The sequence below is a fragment of the Streptomyces sp. A1277 genome, assembly GCF_004795015.1.
Taxonomy (GTDB): domain Bacteria; phylum Actinomycetota; class Actinomycetes; order Streptomycetales; family Streptomycetaceae; genus Streptomyces.
The window spans coordinates 1-20,613 of sequence record NZ_SSBI01000048.1 but is presented as its reverse complement, the minus strand read 5'-3'; the positions used below and the strand labels follow the sequence as shown (position 1 = coordinate 20,613).

Genomic DNA, 20,613 nt, shown 5'->3' with positions numbered 1-20,613 from the left:
CCGCTCAGCCGTTCCGTGCGACGGGTTCCCAGGTAATGCGGCTTCAACCGGAATGACCGATTCAATCCGCGTGGGCCGTCGCCGGTCTCCGGGGGGACGAAAACACCCGGCCGGTCCCGCATGTCCAGGGGCGGTACGGGTACCCGGCTGGCCAGGCTCCCGGCGTACGCGGGAGCAGGCGCTGCCGGTTGGGACAACAGCCGCAGCGCCGTCCAGCGGATTCCGAGTCGCGCGCCGGCCCCGGTGCGCCCAGGATCGACGGCAGGGCACCGGTGGCCCCGCCCCGGGCGTTCCGCCGCCGCACGGACCCCCTCATCCCTGTCCTACGGAGACTTCATGGTCGACAGCACCCTGTCCCTTCTGCTCCGGGGCTACGCGTGGCTGCCCGACCGGCGGCGGAGCAGCGGCGGAGCGCCCGTCCGCACCCGTCTGCTCGGCAAGCGGGCCATCGCCCTGCACGGCCCTGCCGCCGTGCGCTTCTTCTACGACGAGAAGCACATCCACCGGCACGGGGCGCTGCCCGAACCGGTCATCGACACACTGTTCGGCCAGGGCGCCGTACACACCCTGGACGGTGAGCACCACCGGGTGCGCAAGGGCATGTTCCTCCACCTGCTGAAGGATCCGGTGGGGGTGAAGTCCCTGACCGACCAGGTGGTCCGGGAGTGGGACGGAGCCGTCGCCGGGTGGGCGGACCGGGGCCGGATCGTGCTGTTCGACGAGGCCGCGGGGGTGCTCACCCGCGCCGTCCACGCCTGGGCGGGCGTCCCGCTGCCGGAGGCGGAGGCGGACGGGACGGCCCGTGACCTCGTGGCCATGGTGGACGGCTTCGCGACCGCCGGGCCACGGCATCTGCGCGCCCGCCGGGCCCGGCGCCGGCAGGAGAAGCGCCTGGCCCGCCTGATCGAGGCGGAGCGCGAGAGCGGCGACGCCGGCCCGGCCACCCCGTTCCGTACCGTCGCCCACCACCGCGATGCGGACGGCGCGCTCCTCGATCCCCGTACGGCGGCCGTCGAGGTGCTCAACATCCTGCGGCCGACCGTCGCGGTCAGCTGGTTCGCGGCCTTCGCGGCCCACGCCCTGCACCGGTGGCCCGAACACCGTGCGGCGCTCCGGGACGGCGATCCGGCGTCGGCGTACGCCTTCGCGCAGGAGGTCCGCCGCTTCTACCCGTTCGCCCCGTTCATCGGCGGGCTGGCCGCCGAACGGCTCGAATGGGCGGGCCGGACCATCCGGCCGGGGACGCTCGTGCTCCTGGACCTGTACGGCCAGAACCACGACCCGGACCTGTGGCCCCGGCCCTACGTCTTCGATCCCGCGCGTTTCCGTGGCGCGCCGCCCAGGTCCGATGAGCTCGTCCCGCAGGGCGGGGGCGACCCGGCCACGGGGCACCGGTGCCCCGGCGAGGACATCACCCTCGCGCTGCTGGCCGCTCTCGCGGAGCTGCTGTCCGGCCTCACGTACCGGGTGGCGGAGCAGGACCTCTCGATCCCGCTGAGCCGCGTCCCGACCGCGCCCCGCAGCGGGTTCGTCATCGAGGACATCCAGCACTCCCCCACCACCGCAACGGAAGAAGCCGCGTCATGACCGAGTCCGCCCCCACCCCGGACCCCACCGAACGCTTTCCGCAGCCCGACTTCCCGCAGCAGGAACAGAAGCACCCCGGCTGGACCGGGCCCATGGACCCGCCGCCCGACCACGGCGAGGACTCCTACCGGGGCCACGGCCTCCTGAAGGACCGCAAGGCCGTCGTGACCGGGGGCGACTCCGGCATCGGCCGGGCCGTCGCCCTGGCCTTCGCCCGCGAGGGGGCCGATGTCCTGATCACCCATCTCGACGCCGAGAAGGACGACGCGCGGGAGACGGCCCGCCTGGTCGAGGAGGCGGGCCGGCGGGCCCTGACCGAGGCGTGCGACATCCGGGACGAGAAGCAGTGCCGCGCGCTGATCGGCCGCGCGGTGCAGGACTTCGGCAGGATCGACGTACTCGTCAACAACGCCGCGTACCAGATGGCCCAGCCCGACGGCATCGCCGCCATCTCCACGGAGCAGTTCGACCGGGTGATGCGCACCAACCTGTACGGGATGTTCTGGCTGTGCAAGATGGCCCTGCCGCACATCCCGGCCGGCGGATCGATCATCAACACCACGTCGGTGCAGGCGTACAAGCCGAGCCCGCATCTGCTCGACTACGCCATGACCAAGGGCGCCATCGTCACCTTCACCCACGGCCTCGCGCAGATGCTGGCCTCCGACGGCATCCGCGTCAACGCGGTGGCCCCGGGCCCGGTGTGGACGCCGCTGATTCCGGCGACGCTGCCCGACACCAAGGAGTTCGGGAAGCAGAGCCCGCTCGGGCGCCCCGCCCAGCCGGCCGAGATGGCTCCGGCGTACGTGTTCCTGGCCTCGGCGAACGCGAGTTTCATCACCGGGGAAATCGTGAACGCCACGGGCGGCACGCCCCTTCCCTGACTTCGCGGGCAGCGCGGCGTGTGATTGGCGGGGGCGACCATGGGAAGGCGGCCCGTATGCCGAAGAACCACGAAGAAGCGCCCGTTCTCGACGCCCTGGCCGCCTACCGGAAGCGGGACGAGCTGGGATTCACTCCCCCGGGCCACAAGCAGGCCCGCGGGGCTGCGCCGGAGGTCAGGGACCTGCTCGGGGACGCCGTGTTCATGGGGGACGTCCTGGCCAGTGGCGGGCTCGACGACCGGCGGACGAAGTCTGGGGTGCTGCAGCGCGCGGAGGTCCTGATGGCCGACGCCGTGCACGCGGAGCACGCGTTCTTCTCCACGTGCGGCAGCTCCCTGTCGGTCAAGGCGGCGATGCTGAGCGTCGCCGCCCACGGCGAGAAGCTGCTGGTGGGGCGGGACGCGCACAAGGCCGTGATCTCCGGGCTCATCCTGTCCGGCATCCAGCCGGTGTGGATCGAACCGCAGTGGGACACCGAACGGCACCTCGCGCACCCGCCGTCCCCGGACGCCTACGAGCGGGCCTTCGAGGAGCACCCGGACGCGAGGGGCGCCCTGGTCACCAGCCCCACGCCGTACGGGGTGTCGGCGAATCTGCGGGCCATCGCCGAGGTGTGCCACCGCCGCTCGCGTCCGCTGGTCGTCGATGAGGCGTGGGGCGCGCATCTGCCCTTCCACCCGGACCTGCCGACATGGGCGATGGACGCCGGCGCCGACGTCTGCGTCACCAGCATCCACAAGATGGGCAGCGGCCTGGAGCAGGGTTCCGTGTTCCATCTGCGGGGCGACCTGATCGACCACGACACGCTGGCGTCCCGGGCGGACCTGCTGGGGACGACCAGCCCGTCCGTGCTGCTGTACGCCGGCATGGACGGCTGGCGGCGGCAGATGGTGAGGGAGGGCCGCACGCTGATGTCACGGGCACTCGCCCTCGCCGCCTCGGTGCGCGAGGAGATCGAGTCCATCGACGGCATGCACGTCAACGACCGGGACGACTTCTGCGGCCCGGGGGCGGGCTCCGGGTTCGACCCGCTGCCGGTCATCATCGACATCGAGGAACTCGGCGTCTCCGGCTACCTGGCGGCGGACTGGCTGCGCGAGCACCACCACATCGACACCCACCTGATGGACCACCGGCGCGTCAGCGCCCAGCTCACCCATGCGGACGACGAGGAGACGACGCGGCGTCTCACGACGGCCCTGCGGGACCTGGCCCGCCGGGCACCCTCCCTGCCCCGGGGCCCCGTGGTGGCGGTCCCCGCCCCGTCCGAGCTGCGGATGGACCAGGCCCGGCTGCCGCGCGACGCCTACTTCACCGCCACCGAGGACGTCCCGGTGGAGCGGGCCGCGGGACGGATCGCCGCGGAGATGATCACGCCCTATCCGCCGGGCATCCCGGTGGTGCTGCCCGGGGAGCGGCTGACCGAACCGGTGCTGCGCTACCTGCTGACCGGGCTCGAAGCGGGCATGAACCTGCCCGATCCGGCGGACCCGGAGCTGCACACCGTACGGGTCTGCGCGAACGACGACTCCTGAGGGGGCGGCTGTCCGCGACTCCTGATAGCGGCGGGCCGCTTCCCCGTGTGGGGGAGCGGCCCGCCGTTATCAGCCGAGCGTCCTGGTCACGCAGTCGGCGACCGCGTCGCGGAGGCTGCCCGTGCGGGCGAGTGTGTCGCGCTGGATCCGGGCACCCGTGCCCCTCTTCAGCACCTGCTCGATGCCTTCCTCGGCCGCTGCGAGGTCTCCGGTCTCCTCCAGGGCGTCCCGCACATGGGCGAGCAGGGCGCGCAGGACGTCCGGTGCGGGGGCAGGGCGCATGGTGGCGGGGTGGAGCAGCTTGCCCTCCAGGCCCGCGCGCCCTGCCTGCCAGGCGGCCATGCGCAGCAGGCCCACCCCGTACGGCTCCGGGGGATCGCCGGCCCGCCAGGCCCGGGCCGCCGTCTCGACCAGGCCCCGCACCAGGGTGGCGAGCAGCACGGCGTCGGCGGGGTCCAGGCACACGTCCGCGACCCGGACCTCGACCGTGGGGTAGCGGTGCGAGAGCCGGGCGTCGAAGTAGATCATCCCCTTGTCGCGCAGAACCTCCGTGTCCACGAGGGCCTGGACCTCTTCGTGGTAGCGGCGGGCGGTGCCGAAGATCTCGACGGGCCCGGCCGAGGGCCAGCGCCCCCAGACCCTGCTGCGGTAACTGCTGTACGTGGTGTCCTGGCCCTGCCAGAAGGGCGAGTTGGCGCTCAGCGCGAGCAGGACGGCGAGCCAGGGCCGGATGCGGTCCAGTACGCCGACGCCCTCCTCGTCCGACTCCACGGAGACGTGCACATGGCATCCGCACGTCAGCTGCTCCTGGGTGGTCAGGCCGAACTTGTCGGCCAGCCAGCGGTACCGTTCGCCCTCGCCGATGGTGGGGCTGACGGGCAGCGGCGCGGTGGCGAGGGCCGCCACCGTTCCCCCGGCGTCCGCGGCGCTGCGGGCCGCCTCCGCCCGCCAGCGCAGGATCTCGTCGGCGAGTTCGCGCATGTCGGTGCGCGGTTCGGTGGCGAATTCCAGCTGCTGGCGGTGGAGCTCCGACTCGAAGACCGAGTCGCCGTCGGCGTGGCGTTCCGCCAGGGCCAGGACGGCCGTCGACAGCGCCCGGGGGTCACCGCTCTGCTCGTCGACGAGCAGCAGCTCCTCCTCGACACCCACTGTCCGTACCATCGTGTCCTCCATGCTCGGCCGGCCTGGGCGACCCGTTCGGCCCGCTCGCGCCGGAGCGTCCGCGGGCCTCGGTGCCCTCAAAGGTTCTTCCACCATGACGTGTGCCACCTCCTGACCGCCGCACCCGTCGCCGGGCGGGTTTTCTTCGTACGGGCCTGCCCGGGGGCCCAGGTCAGAAGGGGTCGGGGCGGCCCATGCCCCCTCGCTGCGCCAGGACGGCCAGGTGGCCGGCCGCCATCTCCGCGCTGCCGGCCTCCAGGAGGGAGAACGGCTGTCGCGCCCCGCACCGGAGCAGGGTCAGCGCTCCCAGCACCGTCGAGTCGTCGGGCGCGAGCAGGGCGACGCAGAGCAGCGAGGTGACGTCGGCACGGACCGTCAGCGGCGCGCCCTCGTCATCCGTCCCGAGCCTGTCGAGGTCGTCCGTCAGCTGTTCCACCGCCGCCGCGCCCGAGGCCGTGACCTCGGCGGCCACCGGGCAGGCGCGCGGGTCCTGCTGGAGGAACGCCTTCTCCAGGCCCGGGTCGTCGGGGGCCGCCGGTCCGTGGACGGCCACCCTGGCCGGGGCCCGGGCCGGCCCGAGGTCGAGCAGGGCCCAGTCCGCGAGGCCGTCGCGCAGCAGGCCCGCCGCCGCGCCGAGCGTCGCGGCAGGGTCCTCCTGTCCGCCGCAGCTCAGGAGCAGACGGTCGGTGCGGTCCAGGAGGGCGGTCAGCTCGGCCTGGCGGACGACGGCGGACGGTTCGGACGGGCCGGGTTCCCGCACGGCCGGTACGGGAGGCGGGCCGGCGGACGGTGTGAGCGTCAGGAGCACGTCCTTCCTGCACTCGCCCGGCATGTCGAGGGCGGTGAGCGTGGCGTGCAGGGGGCTGTCCGGCAGCCGCTGGAGGCGCACCGGGAGGCTGCGGTCTCCCTCGCCCCGGGCCACGGCCGCCGCGTGGCTGCGCAGGGCCGCCCGGTCGGCGGGCCTCAGCGTCGCGGCGAGCGGCCGGCCGGCGGCGTACTGCGGGGGCAGTCCGGTCAGCTCCACGGCGGCCGGGTTGAGGCGCCGGACCACGGTCTGCTCGTCCATCAGGACGACGGCCCACGGCAGGCGCTCGAAAACATCTTTGAACGGGTACGTGGCCTTCGTGCCCGGCGGCCGGGGCGGCTCGTCCCGCGCCGGGCGCAGGGTCTCGACCGCGTGTTCCAGTTCCACGAGGGCCGCGTCGAGCAGGACCGGGTACTCGGCGGGAGGATGGGCACGGGCCGCACGCAGTTCCCGCACGCGGGCGGCGAGAGCCCGAACGTCGCTCTCACGCTCCGGTGACCGGCTCATACGACGAAGCTAACCGATGGTCCGCGTTCCCGCGCCGAGCCGCGCGAGGGCGCGTCCGTCCCGTCCGGGAGGCTGTGACGTGACCTGTCCGGTGGATCCGACGACCGATTCCGCCGCCGTGGCGCGGCGGATCACCCGATTGGGTCAGCGGGTGATGCGGTGCACCGCGCACTGCCGGGGAGCGACCGTGGCCCTGGAACTCCCCGGCGCGGAACGCCACACTGCGGCGACCCATCCGGATCTCGCGGCCCTGGCCGCGCTCCAGGAGGAGACCGGAGACGGCCCCGGCATCGAAGCGGCCCGCTCCGGGCGGCCGGTCGCCGCCGCCGACCTCGTCACCGACGCGCGCTGGCCCCGGTTCCGGGTCGCGGCGCTGGAGCGGGGGCTGCGCTCCTGCACGGCCGTGCCGGCACTGTCGGGGGGCGTCCCGGCGACGGTCACCCTGTACGCCTTCCGGCCGGGGCCGCTCACCGAGGGGGTCCAGGAGGCCGTACGGGTCCTGGCCGAGGAGTCGGTCGACGGTCTCCTGGGCGACCACGCCCGCGTCCGCGCCGAGGCGGAGGCGGAGCAGTTGCGTACGGCGATGGCCTCGCGGGCCGTCATCGACCAGGCCAGCGGCATCGTGATGCACATGCTGGACTGCGACGCGGGCCAAGCCTTCGACGTGCTGCGCACCCTCTCGCAGCGTACGAACCACAAGCTGAGCGCCGTCGCGGCGCGGATCGTACGGGTGAAGGGCCGGGGCAGCACACGGGAGCTGCGCCGGCTGCTGGGTGAGGTGCGGGGCGACGGCTAGTGCCGCGGCACTAGACGGTCTCCGTCCGCCAGTCGGTCAGCAGGCGGTCGGCCAGGCGGTCCTCCAGGAAGCCCGTCGTGTCGACGCCGAACACGACATCCGCCTCCAGGGCGGGTTCGTCGTCCAGCAGCCCGCGTACGACATCGTGGCGGACGACCTGTTCGTGGACCGCGTCCGCCTCGACGTGTTCGGTGTAGAAGTGCTCGGCGGCGGGTCCGGCCCCTGCCCGTTTCATCGCGAGGGCCAGGCGGCGCGAGGCCGGGGACGAGGTGATCTCCACGGCCGCGAAGTGGCCGACCAGGGCGCCGCGCAGCCTGCGGTGCAGGCCGAAGAGGGACATCAGGTTCACCAGGGCCAGCATCTCGGCGTGGCCCTCATCGAGGTAGTGGCCGTACGCCGTCTCCAGGCCCAGGTCCGCCATGAGGTCGGCGAACAACTGGGCGTGCACCCGTTCGGCCCGGCCGGCGCCGAACTCGTCGTACTCGATGGCGGCCATGCCCGCCTTGGCGCGGCCGCTGAGGCGGGGCAGTACCCAGGCGTGCGGGTCGGCCTCCTTCAGGTGGTAGAGGGAGCGCTGCGCGGCGTACGCCCGCAAGCGGTCCCGCGTGGCGTGCTCCTGGAGGAAGTGCGACACGCCCGTGCCCTCGACGGGCTCGACGAGCAGCGCGTCCAGGGTGTCGGTCAGGCCGGCGCCGGCAGGGGCGTCCCTGCGCAGGGCCGACTCGAAGCGGCGTTCCAGCGCGGCCCGGAACGCCAGCAGGCCCGGGTCCCACTCCAGGGCCGGGTCCACCTCCGCGAAGCCGCGGTAGTGCAGCTCGTAGCAGAGGTAGAGGGCGAGTTGCAGATCGTCCCCGTAGGGGTGTGCCGCGTCCGCCGGGGCGGGGCCGGGCAGTGTGCCGCTGCCCCGCAGATGGGCGATGACCGCCGCCGAAAGGTCACCGCGGGCCCGCGGAAGCGCGGGTCCGCCCGTCTGACCTGCCATGGTGTCACTCCTCGAACGTGCGCTAGGGCGAAACGGCCTCGTCCGCCGACCGCTTCCGTGTACCCGGCAACCGGCACGCCAACCCGTCGGAGGCCGCCCGCACCGCCTTTCCCACCATGGGCGCCCGCCGCCGATGCCGCTACAGCGGGGCCGGACGGCCGGTGTGCGGTTGCGGGGGCCGCTCCACGGCAGGAGGCTGCCGGGGGGCGGGCGGCCGCAGGAATGACCGCCGCCGTGGGGGGAACCCAGAGGCTGCGACCCGGAAGCGACGTCACCGGGCGTGTTCCCCGCAGGACGGAAGGACGAACGCACATGAGCGACAACGGCAGCAAGCGCAAGGTACTGGCCATCGTCACCAACTACGGCGTGGAGCAGGACGAACTCGTCGTCCCGGTGGACCATCTGCGTGAACGGGGCGCCCAGGTCGATGTCGCCGCCCTGAAGAAGGACGACATCCAGACCCTCGTCGGCGACAAGGACCCGGGCAGGACCGTACGCCCCGACCTCACGCTGGACGACGTCGATCCGACGGGTTACGACCTGCTGCTGGTGCCGGGCGGCACGTTGAACGCCGACACACTGCGGCTGCAGCGCACGGCGTTGGACATCGTGCGGTCCTTCACCGGCTCCGGCCGCCCCGTCGCGGCCATCTGCCACGGCCCGTGGGTGCTGGTGGAGACCGGCGGCGTCTCGGGCAAGCGGCTCACCTCGTACGCCTCGCTGCAGACCGACGTCCGCAACGCGGGCGGCGACTGGGTGGACGAGCCCGTCGTCGCGGACGAGTCGGGCGGCTGGAAGCTCATCACCTCGCGCAACCCGGGCGACCTGGACCCGTTCCTCAAGGAGGTCGACGCCGCACTCGCCGGCTGACGCCCCCCGTTTGGCGCCGGCCCTAGACCGGTTCGGGCGCGAACGGCAGGAACTCGTCCGTGCCCGGCTGGACGACGCCATAGCTGCTCTCCGGCACTTCCTTCCACACGCCGGGCAGACCGCCCAGGGGCTCCGACACCACCAGGCGGGTGCTGTCGGAGACGCCCCGCAGGAAGTCCAGGTCGGGGTGGAGCGCGCGGACCGTCTCGGCCCTGCTGCTGTAGAACAGCGAGCGGGACTTGCGGAGGCTCGAATAGCGGAAGGACCATAGCCGTTCGCCGTCGGAGACCGCCACGGTCATCTGGAGCGGATACTCCACCCCTTCGGCGTGCCCCACGCGTTCGATGAGTCCGGCCATGCGCGCCACCGCACCCGGCACGTCCTGGTCGAGCCCGAACGTCAGCGCGAGGTAGAACATCACCTCGGAGTCCGTCGACCCTTCCAGGGCGGAGAACAGCGCCGGGTCGAGCGCCAGCGAGAGGTCGCGGCGCAGGCGGTGGAAATCGGTGATGGCCCCGTTGTGCATCCACATCCACCGGCCGTGCCGGAAGGGGTGGCAGTTCGTCTGCTGCACGGCCGTCCCCGTGGACGCCCGCACGTGCGCGAAGAACAGCGGCGAGCGGATGTGGGTCGCGAGTTCGCGCAGGTTGCGGTTGTTCCAGGCGGGTCCGGTGTCCCGGATGATCGCGGGCGTGTCCCGATCGGGCCCGTACCATCCGACACCGAAGCCGTCCCCGTTGGTCGTCTCGACACCCATGTGTGAGTGCAGGCTCTGGTCGATGAGCGAGTGCTCGGGTTTGTAGAGGAGATCGCTGAGCACGACACTCGTGCCGGAGTAGGCCAGCCATCTGCACATGAGCGGCGTCCCTTCCCGGGCGGCGGTCAGGGGCCGTGGTCCGGACGTGACGCCGGTTGCTTCCGCGGTCCTCGGTCCCTGGGCGTCCGGTCTCGTCGTTAGGTCCACGCTACCGACTCCGCGGGCCGGTCGCCCGGCACGGGGAGCACCAGGGGGGCGGAATTCTGACCGCTCCCCTACGCGGTAGGGGCGGGACGGCGGCGGAAGGTCTCCGCCAGGGCCGTGTTCACCACGACGACGACTGCCATCACCGCGGCGGCGGTGGGGTGCCCGACCCAGTACAGCGCCAGGGCGCCGCCGCCGAGCACCAGGGCCTTGACCGCCAGCACCCCGGCGAGCGGCGGGCAGAAGCGAGCGCTCGGTGCGGCGAACAGCGCCCACAGCACGACGGCCACGACGAGGACGGCGCAGCCGAGCAGGAGTTGGACGGCCAGGTTGTCCGCGAGGGAGTACCCCCACCAGAAGAGGCAGGCCAGGGCCACCAGTTCCACGAGGAACGCCAGAAGCTCGTTGGCCGCCCACCAGGGCCGCTCGGCCGACAGGCCCGTCGCCGGTCCGCCCGCAGGTCTCTCGTGCACCGCGGCCCCCCCTTGTCGTTCGCGTGGCCGCAAGCGTACTGGGGCTGCGTTCAGCGGGCGCGGCGCAGTCGCAGTGCGGCCACGGCACCCAGGACCGCGCCCACCGCGAGGACGGCCAGCCCCCTCAGCCAGACCGCGCCCTCGATCTGGGTGGCGAGCCCTACGCAGGAAGCCGCGCCGAGTACGGGTACGACGACCGGCGCCTTGAAGTGATCGGCTCGGCCGGGGTCGCGGCGCAGCACGAGCAGCGAGGTGTTGACGATGAAGAAGACGACGAGGAGGAGCAGGACCAGCGTCGATGCGAGCGTGGAGACGTCGCCGGTCAGGGCGAGCAGCAGCGACAGGGCGGTGGTCGCGGCGATCGCCGCCCACGGGGTGCGCCGGCCGGGCAGAACGGCCGTCAGGAAGCGCGGCAGCAGCCCGTCGCGGGCCATGCCGTACGCCAGCCGCGAGGACATGATGCCGGTCAGGAGCGCTCCGTTGGCCACGGCCACCAGGGCGATGGCGCTGAACAGCCAGGTGGGCACACCGCCGGCGGTACGGACGACCTCCAGCAGCGGCCCGGTGGAGCGGGCCAGCTTGCTGGTGGGCACGGCGGCCGCGGCCGCGGCACCGACCAGGGCGTAGACGGCGCCCGCGGTGAGCAGGGCGCCGAAGAGGGCCCGGGGGTAGGAGCGGCGCGGATCGCGGGTCTCCTCGGCGACGTTGACGGACGTCTCGAAGCCGACGAACGAGTAGTACGCGAGCACGGCGCCGCTCAGCACGGCCAGGACCGGCCCCTCGCTCTCGGTGCCCAGGTCGGTGAGCCGTCCGAGGTCGCCGTCGCCGCGCAGCACGATCCAGGCGCCGAGCCCGATCACCAGCAGCAGCCCGCTGACCTCGATGACGGTGGCGACGGCGTTGGCCCGGGTCGATTCGCTGATGCCCCGGGCGTTCAGCAGCGCCAGCGCCACCAGGAAGACGACGGTGACGAGCACCACCGGGAGCGTGACGAACTCCGAGAGGTAGTCCCCGCCGAAACCCCGGGCCAGGGCTGCCACGGACACCACGCCGGCCGCGAGCATGCAGAAGCCGGCGACGAACCCGGTGAAGGGCCCGTACGCCAGGGTGGCGTAGTGGGACGCGCCGCCCGCGCGCGGGTACTTGGTGGCGAGCTCGGCGTACGAGGTGGCCGTCAGCAGGGCCAGGCACAGGGCCACCACGAGGGGCACCCAGACGGCGCCGCCGGCGTCGGCCGCGACCTCGCCGACCAGCACGTACACGCCGGCGCCGAGGACGTCTCCGAGGATGAAGAAGTAGAGCAGCGGGGTGGTCAGTTCCTTCTTGAGGCTCGTCGGAGCGTCGGGCTTCTCGGGGGAGGTTCGTGGAGCGTTCACGGGGGCCGTATACCCGCTGCGCCCTTCCTCAGCGGGCCCGCATTCCGCCGTACGGGGGCCCCGTGGCTACGGGGCCCGCGGCATAGCACCGGATGGCGCAACAGCATGTGTCCGGGCGGGCGCCAGGGGGTACCGGTGGTCAGGCGATGCCGTCCCCCAGCGCGTGCCGACCACCCCGCGCGCGGCACTGCCCGTCCCCCGCGAGATTGGAACTCAGTGAGCGAGAAGAAGAACCCGGTGTCAGCAGCCGCGGAGAAGATCGCCGACAAGGTCCAGCAGGCCGTCGCCCCGAGCACCGAGATTCCCGGAGCACCCGGTCCCGAGCCCGCCCAGGTCGAGGAGCCCACCAAGCCGCGCGGTCCGCTGCCGCCAAAGCACGACCAGACCGGGCCCGACACGTACAGCCCCACCGGGCAGCCGACCGGCGCCGGGCAGGACAAGGTGGCCCAGGGCGGCACCTACCTCACCACCGCGCAGGGCGCGCGCCTGTACGACACCGACCATTCGCTGAAGGCCGGTCCCCGGGGTCCGGTGCTGCTGCAGGACCACCACCTGCGCGAGAAGATCACCCACTTCGACCACGAGCGCATCCCGGAGCGGGTGGTGCACGCCCGCGGGGCCGCCGCGCACGGTGTCTTCCGGGCCTACGGCGCCGCCGCCGGCATCACCAAGGCCGCCTTCCTCGCCGAGGGCGCCGAGACGCCGGTGTTCGTGCGCTTCTCCACCGTGCTGGGCTCGCGCGGCTCCGCCGACACGGTGCGCGACACCCGGGGCTTCGCGACGAAGTTCTACACCGAGGAGGGTGTGTTCGACCTGGTCGGCAACAACATCCCGGTGTTCTTCATCCAGGACGCGATCAAGTTCCCCGACATCATCCACGCCGGCAAGCCGCACCCGGACCGGGAGATCCCGCAGGCGCAGAGCGCGCACGACACGTTCTGGGACTTCGTCACTCTGCACACGGAGGCGACCCACCACACCCTGTGGAACATGTCGGACCGGGGCATCCCGCGTTCGTACCGGATGATGGAGGGCTTCGGCGTCCACACGTTCCGGCTGGTCAACGCCGAGGGCGCGACCACACTGGTGAAGTTCCACTGGAAGCCGAAGCTGGGTGTGCACTCGCAGGTGTGGGAGGAGGCCCAGATCACAGGGGGCGTCGACCCCGACTTCCACCGCCGCGACCTGGCCGACGCGATCGAGGCGGGCGCGTTCCCCCAGTGGGAGCTGGGTGTGCAGACGTTCCCCGACACCGAGGACGAGATGTTCGAGGGGATCGACCTGCTGGACCCGACCAAGATCGTGCCGGAGGAGCTGGCGCCGGTCCGCCCGATCGGGCTGATGACCCTGAACGCCAACCCCTCGAACTACTTCGCGGAGACGGAGCAGGTCGCCTTCCACATCGGCCATCTGGTTCCCGGCATCGACGTCACCAACGACCCGCTGCTGCAGGGGCGTCTCTTCTCGTACGTGGACACCCAGATCACCCGGCTCGGTGGACCCAACTTCGCGCAGCTGCCGATCAACCGGACCCACGCACCCGTCAACGACATGCTGCGCGACGGCATGCACCAGACGGCCGTGCACCGCGGGGTGGCCCCCTACCGGCCCAACTCCCTGGACGGCGGCTGCCCGTTCGTCGCGGGCGCGGACACCGGTGCGTACATCGAGGTGCCCACCGAGGTTCCGGCGGCCCGCAAGGTGCGGGACGCGGCGGCCTCCTTCGACGACCACTTCAGCCAGCCCCGGCTGTTCTGGCTCAGCATGACGCCCACGGAGCGCGAGCACACCGCCGCCGCGTACACCTTCGAACTCGGCAAGTGCTGGGACAAGGCGGTCAAGGAGCGGGGGCTCAAGGCGCTCGCCAACATCGACCCGGAGCTGTGCTCGCGCGTCGCACAGGGCCTGGGCCTGCCGGCGCCGGAGGCCACCGTGCCGCTGGCGTCGGTCGAACCGAGCCCCGCGCTGTCCCAGCTCGGCCACACCTGGCCGGTCGACGGCCGGATCGTCGGCATCGTCACCGACGGGGAGACCGGCCTGGACGCCGTTCGGGAGGCGCGCGGGCTGGTCCTGGACGCCGGGATGGTGCCGCTGGTCATCGCGCCGACGGGCGGCGAGCTGGGCGCCGGGAGCGATCCGGTCACCGTGCAGCGCACCTTCGCCACCGCCCGGTCGATCGAGTTCGACGCGATCGTCGTGGCGGGGGCGCCCGCTCCGGCCGCCGACGCTTACGGGGCCCGTGACGCCAAGGCCGACGACGGCGCGGCCGCGGCCACCGGCGTGGACCCGCGCGTCCTGCTGCTGGTCACCGAAGCCTTCCGCCACGGCAAGGCCATCGGCGCCCTGAGCGACGGGGCGACGGTGCTGGAGCAGGCCGGGCTGGCCGCGGACGCGGCCGGGGTCGTGTCGGGCGGGGCCGCGTCCACCGTGCTCGACGGCGTGGCCGAGCTCCTCGCAGGTCACCGCGCCTGGGACCGTTTCACCCCGGCTCTGTGAGGACGTGCCGGGCCGGCGGTGTGTAGCCGGCCCGGACCAGGGCACGCGCGGGACGAGGCCGGGCCTCCACAGGCCCCTCGCGTGCCGTCCCGCCCGGTCGGCGGGGCGCCATCCACGTAAGGAGACATATGAACCACCAGGATCGCGAACGCAGCCGCCCGGACGGCGCGAAGCCTCCCCGGACCGCCGCCGACGAGGTGCTCCGGGAGGCGGAGGAGGCCGAGACGGACGTGGCCGACGTGGCGGACCACGGAGAGCGGCGCGGTGAGAAGGGCAAGGACGGTGAGGCCGGGGACGCGCTGACCCCGAATGCGGACGCCCAGGAGGACGTGGATCAGTCGCACACCTAGAGTGACAAATGGGGTGTTTCCACCGTGCCCGGCCGGGCACTCGCAGGGTGCGAAGGGAAGCCGCCGGGTGGCCTGATGCCACCCGGCGGCGGCCCGGGCCCCATGACGCCTCCGACGGAAGGACGAAGCATGCCGACAGAGGCACGTGGCGACGATGTCTACCAGCCGCAGGACGACGGCCAGGACCCGCCGAACGACGAACTCGACATGGAGAACACCCTCGGTGAACGGGGGCTGGACGACCAGATGGAAGAGGGCTACTCCCCGCCCGAGCGTCCGCTGGGCGTCGAGAAGTACGGCACGACCGGCGAGGAGGAGCGGCGCGGCGAATCCCTCGACCAGCGCCTGGCCCAGGAGGTCGACGACGTGGAGCCGCCGGACGGCGACGGCATCGGTGACCTGAACGGGGGCGAGGGCGAACCGCTGGAGCCGGAGGACGGCGAGACGCGTTCGGGCCGTCTGAGCGCGGTGGACGAGGTGCCCGGACGGCGTACCGACGTCTACGCCGACGACGTGGGCATCGACGGCGGTGCGGCGTCCGCCGAGGAGGCCGCCGTCCATACGACGTACGACGAGGAGGAGCAGGGACGGCGGGGCTGACCGCACGGCGGGAGAACGCCGGGTCCGCATGCGCGAAGGGAGGGGTGGACGTGGTCCGCACAGGGAGGGCCGGAGAGGGCTTGAAGGCGTCGTGGGACTCACTCGTCGCGGACGGGCGTCTCCCCGGCCGGTACCAGTTGGTGCAGTCCCTGAAGGCGGCCGCCGCGGCCGCCCTCGCCTGGGCGGTGACGGGCTGGTGGCTGGCGGCCCCCATGGCGCTGATGGCTCCCTGGGCGGCCGTGGCCCTGGTCCAGGGAACCGTCTACCGGTCCCTGCGCTCCGCGGTCGAACTGCTCGCGATGATGGCGTCCGGGACGCTGCTCGCCGCCGGGGCCGCGGCGGTCACGGGGGACACCATGGCCGCCATGCTCATCGCCCTCCCGCTGACCGTGCTCCTCGGCAACTGGGCCCCGGTCGGCGAGCAGGGCCTGTACGCGCCGACCACCGCCCTGTTCGTCCTGGCCTACGGCTCCTACTCGCTGCCCGCCGTCGGACACCGGCTCCTGGAGACCGCGGTGGGGGCCGCCGTCGGTGTCGCGGTCAACGCGATCGTCCTGCCGCCGGTGCACTCGCTGCGCGTCAGGACCCTCGCGTGTGCGCTGCCGCGCGACTGTTCCCTCCTTCTGCACGACCTGAGCGAGGGTATCGTCGAGGAGTACGACGAGGAGCAGGCGGGACGCTGGCACCAGGCCGCCGGTGAGCTGCCGGGCGCGCTGTCGGAACTGCGCTCGGCGCGCGGATGGGCGTCTGAGAGCTTCCGGTTCAACCCGGGCCACCGGCTGCGCCGCAGCACCCCTTCCCCCTCCGACAAGTGGGACGTGGTCTGGGCCCAGGTGGGCAACCGCCTGCTCACCCTGACGCTGACGCTCTGGGAGACTGCTTCCGAGCAGCGGGCGCTGCCCCGCCCGCCGGGCCGGTCCCTGGAGTGCCTGAGCGCCGTACTGGCCGCCGCGGCGGAGGTCTGTGCGGCCGATCAGACGATCATGGAGCAGGGCCCGGACGACGCGTGCCTGGAGCAGCGCGCCGGCCATCTCGCCGAGGCCCGCCGCGCCCTGGCCGACGCCAAGGAACACCTGCACGGCCCCGGCCCCGACGCCGGTGCCTCGCTGGGCAGCCTGGTGGCCGGCTGCCAGGCCCTGCTCGACGACCTGACACCCGACGACGAAGGTTCGGCGCTTCCCGCAGGGGCGCGCCCGCACCGGCCGGACCTGAGGAGCACCCCATGACACGAACGGACCGCATCGCACAGCCCTGGGGCACCCGGACCCCGTACGGCCCGGGTGAGCCGTGGCCCGTACGGGTGGACACCCGGCTCGCCGACGGGGTGACGCCGGACCAGGTCGAGCGGTGGGTGCAGTCGGCGGCGATCCTGCACTCCAACGGGGACGGGCTCGACATCGCCGTGAAGGACGGGCGGATCGTCGGGGTGCGGGGGCGGGCCCAGGACCGGGTCAACCACGGGCGGCTCGGCCCGAAGGACCTGTTCGGCTGGCAGGCGAACGGCTCCCCGGACCGGCTGACCCGGCCGCTGGTGCGCGACGAGGGCGGCAGGCTGGTGGAGAGCGACTGGGACACGGCCATGGACCGAGTGGCGCGCCGTACGAAGGAACTCATGGAGGAGCGCGGGCCGTCGTCGGTGGGCTTCTACACCTCGGGCCAGCTCTTCTCGGAGGAGTACTACACGCTCACCCTGATCGCCCGGGGCGGCCTCGGCACCAACCACCTGGACGGCAACACCCGGCTGTGCACGTCGACGGCCGCCGAGGCGCTGAAGGAGACGTTCGGCAGCGACGGGCAGCCGGGCTCGTACGCCGACATCGACCACGCGGACACCATCGCGCTGTTCGGCCACAACATGGCGGAGACCCAGACGGTCCTGTGGACGCGCGTACTGGACCGGCTGGCCGGGCCGAACCCGCCGGCCGTCGTCTGCGTGGACCCGCGCCCCACCCCGGTGGCGAGGGCGGCCACCGTGCATCTGGCGCCGCGCCCCGGGACCAACGTCGCCCTGATGAACGGTCTGCTGCGGGAGATCGTGGAGAACGGCTGGACCGACCACGACTACATCGACCGCAACACCGTCGGCTTCGACGAGCTGACAAAGCGGCTGGACGCGTACACACCGGAGCACGTGGCGGGCATCTGCGGGGTGAGCGCCGAACAGATCCGGGAGGCGGCCCGCGTCCTGGGCACGGCCGAGCGGCTGCTGTCCACGGTGTTGCAGGGCTTCTACCAGTCGCACCAGGCCACCGCCGCGTCCGTGCAGGTCAACAACCTGCACCTGGTACGGGGCATGCTGGGGAAGCCCGGCTGCGGGGTCCTCCAGATGAACGGTCAGCCGACGGCGCAGAACACCCGCGAGTGCGGCGCCAACGGCGACATGCCGGGCTTCCGCAACTGGGAGAACGACGCCCACATGGCCGAGCTCGCCCGGCTGTGGAACCTCGACCCCCTCCAGGTGCCGCACTACGGCCCGCCCACCCACGCCATGCAGATGTTCCGGTACGTGGAGGAGGGCTCCATCCGGCTGCTGTGGGTCAGCGGGACCAACCCGGCGGTGTCGCTGCCGGAGCTGCGGCGCATCCGTTCGGTGCTCGCCCAGGAGCGGCTGTTCCTCGTCGTGCAGGACGCCTTCCTCACCGAGACGGCGCAGCTCGCCGACGTGGTCCTGCCCGCGGCGATCTGGGGCGAGAAGACGGGCACCTTCACCAATGTTGACCGGACCGTGCATCTCTCGGAGAAGGCGGTCGAGCCGCCCGGCCAGGCCAGGCCCGACCTGGAGATCTTCTGCGACTTCGCGCGCCGCCTCGGTCTGGAGGACAAGGACGGCGGCCCGCTGGTCCCGTGGAGCGACCCGGAGGCCGCGTTCGAGGCATGGAAGGAGTGCAGCCGGGGCCGGCCCTGCGACTACACGGGCATCACGTACGCCAAACTCCGTGGCGGGAGCGGCATCCAGTGGCCGTGCAACGAGCACCATCCGTACGGTACGGAGCGGCTGTACGCGGACGGTGCGTTCTGGAGCGGCCCGGACGACTGCGAGAGCTTCGGGCGCGACCTGATCACCGGGGCGCCGGTGGAGGAGAGCGAGTACCGGGCGCTGAACCCGTCGGCGAAGGCGGTCATCAAGGCCGCCGAGTACGTGACGCCGCACGAGCCGCCCGGCGAGGAGTATCCGTTCTCCCTGATCACCGGCCGCACGCTCTACCAGTTCCACACCCGGACGAAGACCGCGAGGGCCCCGCAGCTCCAGGCCGCCGCGCCCGAGGTGTGGGTGGAGGTCTCCGCCGGCGACGCTCAGGCGTACGGCATCGGGGAGGGCGATCTGGTGGAGGTCGCCACCGCGCGCGGCACCGTGCGGGCCAAGGCCCGCGTCTGCGGTATCCGGGACGGTGTGCTGTTCCTGCCGTTCCACTACGGCTACTGGGACACCGACGGCGGGTTCGCGCCCAAGGACGACGGGCGCGCCGGGAACGAGCTGACGCCCACCCAGTGGGACCCGGTCTCCAAACAGCCGCTGTTCAAGACGGCCGCCGCCCGGCTGCGCCGCGTCGGGGCCACCGGCTCCCCCGCCCCCGCGCCCACCACCACCGCATCCGCCCCCGTCCCGGGCGCGGCCGTGCCCGCGACCACCGGCGGCCGCGCGGGCGAGGCGGACGAACAGCTGCACGCCACGCACCCTAAGGAGACCCGATGAAGCTGGACATGGTCCTCAAAGAGGTGCACCACGGGGAGAACGGCCTCGCCGTGCGGCTGATGCGGCTCTCCAGCACCCACGCGACCGACCACGAGGTGCACCACGTGGCCCGCGACCTGGCCGCCTGGTCGCAGCAGCACGTACGGGAACTCGCGGACAAGGCCGCCGACCACGGCGTCGACCTGTCCCCCGAGCCGAAGGAGGAGACGGGGGCCGCGGCCTGGCTGCGGGAGAAGGGCGGCGAACTCGTCGGGCGGCGCCCCGAGACGGGCCTGCTCCTCCTGCGCGACCTGCGCGACACCTATCTGAAGGCGACGGCCGTCTCCGTGGACTGGGAACTGCTGGCCCAGACCGCCCAGGCCGCCCGCGACCAGGAACTGCTGGATCTGACCGAACGCTGCCACCCGCAGACACTGCGCCAGCAGCGCTGGGCCAACGCCATGATCAAAGTGATCTCGCCCCAGGTCCTCGCGAGCTGAACGCCCTGCGGAATCGGGCGCGGGCGCGGGGCGGCCGGGATGCGCGTACCGGGCCGCAGGAGGATCGTTCACGTGGGAGCACCTCCGGCGAAGGAGCGCCGCATGCCGAGCCTCGAATGGAAGACACCGGTCGCCGGTGCGCCCTGCTGGGTGAGTCTGACGACCCGCGATCCGCGGGCGTCCAGGGCTTTTTACGCCCGGGTCATGGGCTGGGAGTTCCAGGAGAGCACCCTCGGCGGCGACTTCGTCGTCGCCCGTGCGCACGGCAGGGCGGTCGCCGGGATCGGCGGCTGCCCCGGGCCCGCAGGCCCGTCCCCGGTGTGGATTTTGTACTTCGCCGTGCCGGACGCCGACGAGACGGCCGACCGGATCAGGGAACGCGGCGCCACGCTCGCCGTGGGGCCCCTCCCCCTGGGCGACGGAAGAGCGGTGATCGCCGCCGACCGGGAAGGGGCGGCCTTCGGCTTCTGGGAGGGCCCGGCCCCCGTCTGGTCCGACGGCCCCCGCGCACCCGCGCGCGTCGATCTCCGGTCGCGCCACGTCTTCGACGCGGCCGTCTTCTACGCCGAGGTGTTCGGATGGGCCAGACCGCACAGCCGGTGCAGCGTCGACTACGCGCAGGAGCGCGTGCTCGTCCGGGCCGGTGGACACACCGTGGTGACCCTGCGCGGCGGCGGTGTGGAGAACGATCCGGACCCGCGTGTGCGGGCCCGCTGGATCGTCGACTTCTTCGTGGAGGACAGCCGGGAGACGGCGGCCGCGGCGGTGGCCGCCGGGGGCGAGGCGGCGCCCGCGAGCGGCCTCACGGGAGCGGCCTACGTGATCTGCGACCCCGAGGGCGCGCTGTTCACCGTCTCCGACCGCTGACCCGGGGGCGGCGCACTCCGGGGCCGGGGGGTCTGTGCGGGCAAGGACACCAGGGCGTGAACTCGACTGACAGTGAGGATGTGAGTGGTGGTTCTGCTGATGCGTCTGACTCGCCGACTGACTGACGTCTTCGACTGTCCTGTTTCGGATTTGTCGGCGCATCGGCGGAGCCACCACGCACGCGGCCGGA

General features: G+C 72.9%; 18 protein-coding genes. 12 read left to right on the top strand and 6 right to left on the bottom strand.

The annotated features are described in order from the left end of the window. The first annotated feature begins 336 nt into the window (after nt 1-336). Genes E6R18_RS27125 through E6R18_RS27115 form a run of 3 tightly spaced genes read left to right on the top strand, consistent with a single transcriptional unit; the run spans nt 337 to nt 4,006 of the window. Nucleotides 337-1,587, top strand: coding sequence for a cytochrome P450 (locus E6R18_RS27125; RefSeq protein WP_136319521.1), 1,251 nt, complete (start codon nt 337-339; stop codon nt 1,585-1,587). After that, nucleotides 1,584-2,471: an SDR family oxidoreductase gene (locus E6R18_RS27120; RefSeq protein WP_136319520.1), complete on the top strand. Its 888-nt coding sequence runs from the start codon at nt 1,584-1,586 to the stop codon at nt 2,469-2,471. The genes E6R18_RS27125 and E6R18_RS27120 overlap by 4 nt, the downstream gene beginning before the upstream one ends. A gap of 56 nt (nt 2,472-2,527) precedes the next feature. After that, complete coding sequence (locus tag E6R18_RS27115; RefSeq protein ID WP_136319519.1) at nt 2,528-4,006, top strand: ornithine decarboxylase; 1,479 nt, start codon at nt 2,528-2,530, stop codon at nt 4,004-4,006. A 69-nt stretch (nt 4,007-4,075) separates the two neighbouring features. Here E6R18_RS27115 and E6R18_RS27110 read toward each other — a convergent pair whose 3' ends face one another. Together E6R18_RS27110 and E6R18_RS27105 are read right to left on the bottom strand one after the other, a co-directional pair. Then, complete coding sequence (locus E6R18_RS27110) at nt 4,076-5,167, bottom strand: glutamate--cysteine ligase (protein WP_206308437.1); 1,092 nt, start codon at nt 5,165-5,167, stop codon at nt 4,076-4,078. Between the two features lie 172 nt (nt 5,168-5,339). Continuing rightward, a complete protein-coding gene (locus tag E6R18_RS27105; protein WP_136319517.1) occupies nt 5,340-6,479 on the bottom strand; it encodes a PAS domain-containing protein in 1,140 nt (379 codons plus the stop codon). 79 nt (nt 6,480-6,558) lie between these two features. On the opposite strand from E6R18_RS27105, the gene E6R18_RS27100 reads away from it, so the two are divergent. Next, nucleotides 6,559-7,275, top strand: coding sequence for a GAF and ANTAR domain-containing protein (locus E6R18_RS27100; RefSeq protein WP_346765008.1), 717 nt, complete (start codon nt 6,559-6,561; stop codon nt 7,273-7,275). Nucleotides 7,276-7,285: 10 nt separating this feature from the next. On the opposite strand, the gene E6R18_RS27095 is transcribed toward E6R18_RS27100, so the two are convergent. Beyond that, nucleotides 7,286-8,257 carry an iron-containing redox enzyme family protein gene (locus E6R18_RS27095; RefSeq protein WP_136319516.1) on the bottom strand — a complete coding sequence of 324 codons (972 nt, stop codon included), beginning with the start codon at nt 8,255-8,257 and terminating at the stop codon, nt 7,286-7,288. Nucleotides 8,258-8,569: 312 nt separating this feature from the next. Between E6R18_RS27095 and E6R18_RS27090 the strand changes: the two genes are divergently transcribed. After that, nucleotides 8,570-9,127 (top strand): type 1 glutamine amidotransferase domain-containing protein, encoded by a 558-nt coding sequence (locus E6R18_RS27090; protein WP_136319515.1) that lies wholly within the window; start codon nt 8,570-8,572, stop codon nt 9,125-9,127. A gap of 22 nt (nt 9,128-9,149) precedes the next feature. Here E6R18_RS27090 and E6R18_RS27085 read toward each other — a convergent pair whose 3' ends face one another. The 3 genes from E6R18_RS27085 to E6R18_RS27075 form a co-directional block, all read right to left on the bottom strand. Beyond that, a complete protein-coding gene (locus E6R18_RS27085; protein ID WP_136319514.1) occupies nt 9,150-9,983 on the bottom strand; it encodes a class II glutamine amidotransferase in 834 nt (277 codons plus the stop codon). A gap of 176 nt (nt 9,984-10,159) precedes the next feature. Beyond that, nucleotides 10,160-10,561 (bottom strand): YrdB family protein, encoded by a 402-nt coding sequence (locus E6R18_RS27080; RefSeq protein WP_240799865.1) that lies wholly within the window; start codon nt 10,559-10,561, stop codon nt 10,160-10,162. Between the two features lie 50 nt (nt 10,562-10,611). After that, nucleotides 10,612-11,937, bottom strand: a complete 1,326-nt coding sequence (locus tag E6R18_RS27075) for an APC family permease (RefSeq protein WP_136319513.1) — start codon at nt 11,935-11,937, stop codon at nt 10,612-10,614. 216 nt (nt 11,938-12,153) lie between these two features. Between E6R18_RS27075 and E6R18_RS27070 the strand changes: the two genes are divergently transcribed. From E6R18_RS27070 to E6R18_RS27040, 7 genes are all read left to right on the top strand, one after another. Beyond that, nucleotides 12,154-14,433 carry a catalase gene (locus E6R18_RS27070; RefSeq protein ID WP_136319512.1) on the top strand — a complete coding sequence of 760 codons (2,280 nt, stop codon included), beginning with the start codon at nt 12,154-12,156 and terminating at the stop codon, nt 14,431-14,433. A gap of 128 nt (nt 14,434-14,561) precedes the next feature. Continuing rightward, the gene (locus E6R18_RS27065; RefSeq protein ID WP_136319511.1) at nt 14,562-14,783 is read left to right on the top strand and encodes a hypothetical protein; all 222 of its coding nucleotides are present in this window, start codon (nt 14,562-14,564) and stop codon (nt 14,781-14,783) included. 129 nt (nt 14,784-14,912) lie between these two features. Continuing rightward, nucleotides 14,913-15,383, top strand: coding sequence for a DUF5709 domain-containing protein (locus tag E6R18_RS27060; RefSeq protein ID WP_136319510.1), 471 nt, complete (start codon nt 14,913-14,915; stop codon nt 15,381-15,383). A gap of 50 nt (nt 15,384-15,433) precedes the next feature. Then, nucleotides 15,434-16,609, top strand: a complete 1,176-nt coding sequence (locus E6R18_RS27055; protein ID WP_240799864.1) for an FUSC family protein — start codon at nt 15,434-15,436, stop codon at nt 16,607-16,609. Then, nucleotides 16,606-19,077: a nitrate reductase gene (locus E6R18_RS27050; RefSeq protein WP_136319508.1), complete on the top strand. Its 2,472-nt coding sequence runs from the start codon at nt 16,606-16,608 to the stop codon at nt 19,075-19,077. Before E6R18_RS27055 ends, E6R18_RS27050 begins: the two co-directional genes overlap by 4 nt. After that, the gene (locus tag E6R18_RS27045) at nt 19,074-19,556 is read left to right on the top strand and encodes a hypothetical protein (protein ID WP_136319507.1); all 483 of its coding nucleotides are present in this window, start codon (nt 19,074-19,076) and stop codon (nt 19,554-19,556) included. Before E6R18_RS27050 ends, E6R18_RS27045 begins: the two co-directional genes overlap by 4 nt. 102 nt (nt 19,557-19,658) lie before the next feature. Then, a complete protein-coding gene (locus E6R18_RS27040) occupies nt 19,659-20,423 on the top strand; it encodes a VOC family protein (RefSeq protein WP_136319506.1) in 765 nt (254 codons plus the stop codon). The last annotated feature ends 190 nt before the right edge of the window (nt 20,424-20,613 follow it).

Coding starts and splice junctions, on each gene's coding strand:
- E6R18_RS27065 (WP_136319511.1), top strand. CDS start 14,562: ATGAACCACCAGGATCGCGAACGCAGCCGCCCGGACGGCGCGAAGCCT.
- E6R18_RS27090 (WP_136319515.1), top strand. CDS start 8,570: ATGAGCGACAACGGCAGCAAGCGCAAGGTACTGGCCATCGTCACCAAC.
- E6R18_RS27115 (WP_136319519.1), top strand. CDS start 2,528: ATGCCGAAGAACCACGAAGAAGCGCCCGTTCTCGACGCCCTGGCCGCC.
- E6R18_RS27120 (WP_136319520.1), top strand. CDS start 1,584: ATGACCGAGTCCGCCCCCACCCCGGACCCCACCGAACGCTTTCCGCAG.
- E6R18_RS27040 (WP_136319506.1), top strand. CDS start 19,659: ATGCCGAGCCTCGAATGGAAGACACCGGTCGCCGGTGCGCCCTGCTGG.
- E6R18_RS27105 (WP_136319517.1), bottom strand. CDS start 6,479: ATGAGCCGGTCACCGGAGCGTGAGAGCGACGTTCGGGCTCTCGCCGCC.
- E6R18_RS27085 (WP_136319514.1), bottom strand. CDS start 9,983: ATGTGCAGATGGCTGGCCTACTCCGGCACGAGTGTCGTGCTCAGCGAT.
- E6R18_RS27050 (WP_136319508.1), top strand. CDS start 16,606: ATGACACGAACGGACCGCATCGCACAGCCCTGGGGCACCCGGACCCCG.
- E6R18_RS27060 (WP_136319510.1), top strand. CDS start 14,913: ATGCCGACAGAGGCACGTGGCGACGATGTCTACCAGCCGCAGGACGAC.
- E6R18_RS27125 (WP_136319521.1), top strand. CDS start 337: ATGGTCGACAGCACCCTGTCCCTTCTGCTCCGGGGCTACGCGTGGCTG.
- E6R18_RS27095 (WP_136319516.1), bottom strand. CDS start 8,257: ATGGCAGGTCAGACGGGCGGACCCGCGCTTCCGCGGGCCCGCGGTGAC.
- E6R18_RS27045 (WP_136319507.1), top strand. CDS start 19,074: ATGAAGCTGGACATGGTCCTCAAAGAGGTGCACCACGGGGAGAACGGC.
- E6R18_RS27110 (WP_206308437.1), bottom strand. CDS start 5,167: ATGGTACGGACAGTGGGTGTCGAGGAGGAGCTGCTGCTCGTCGACGAG.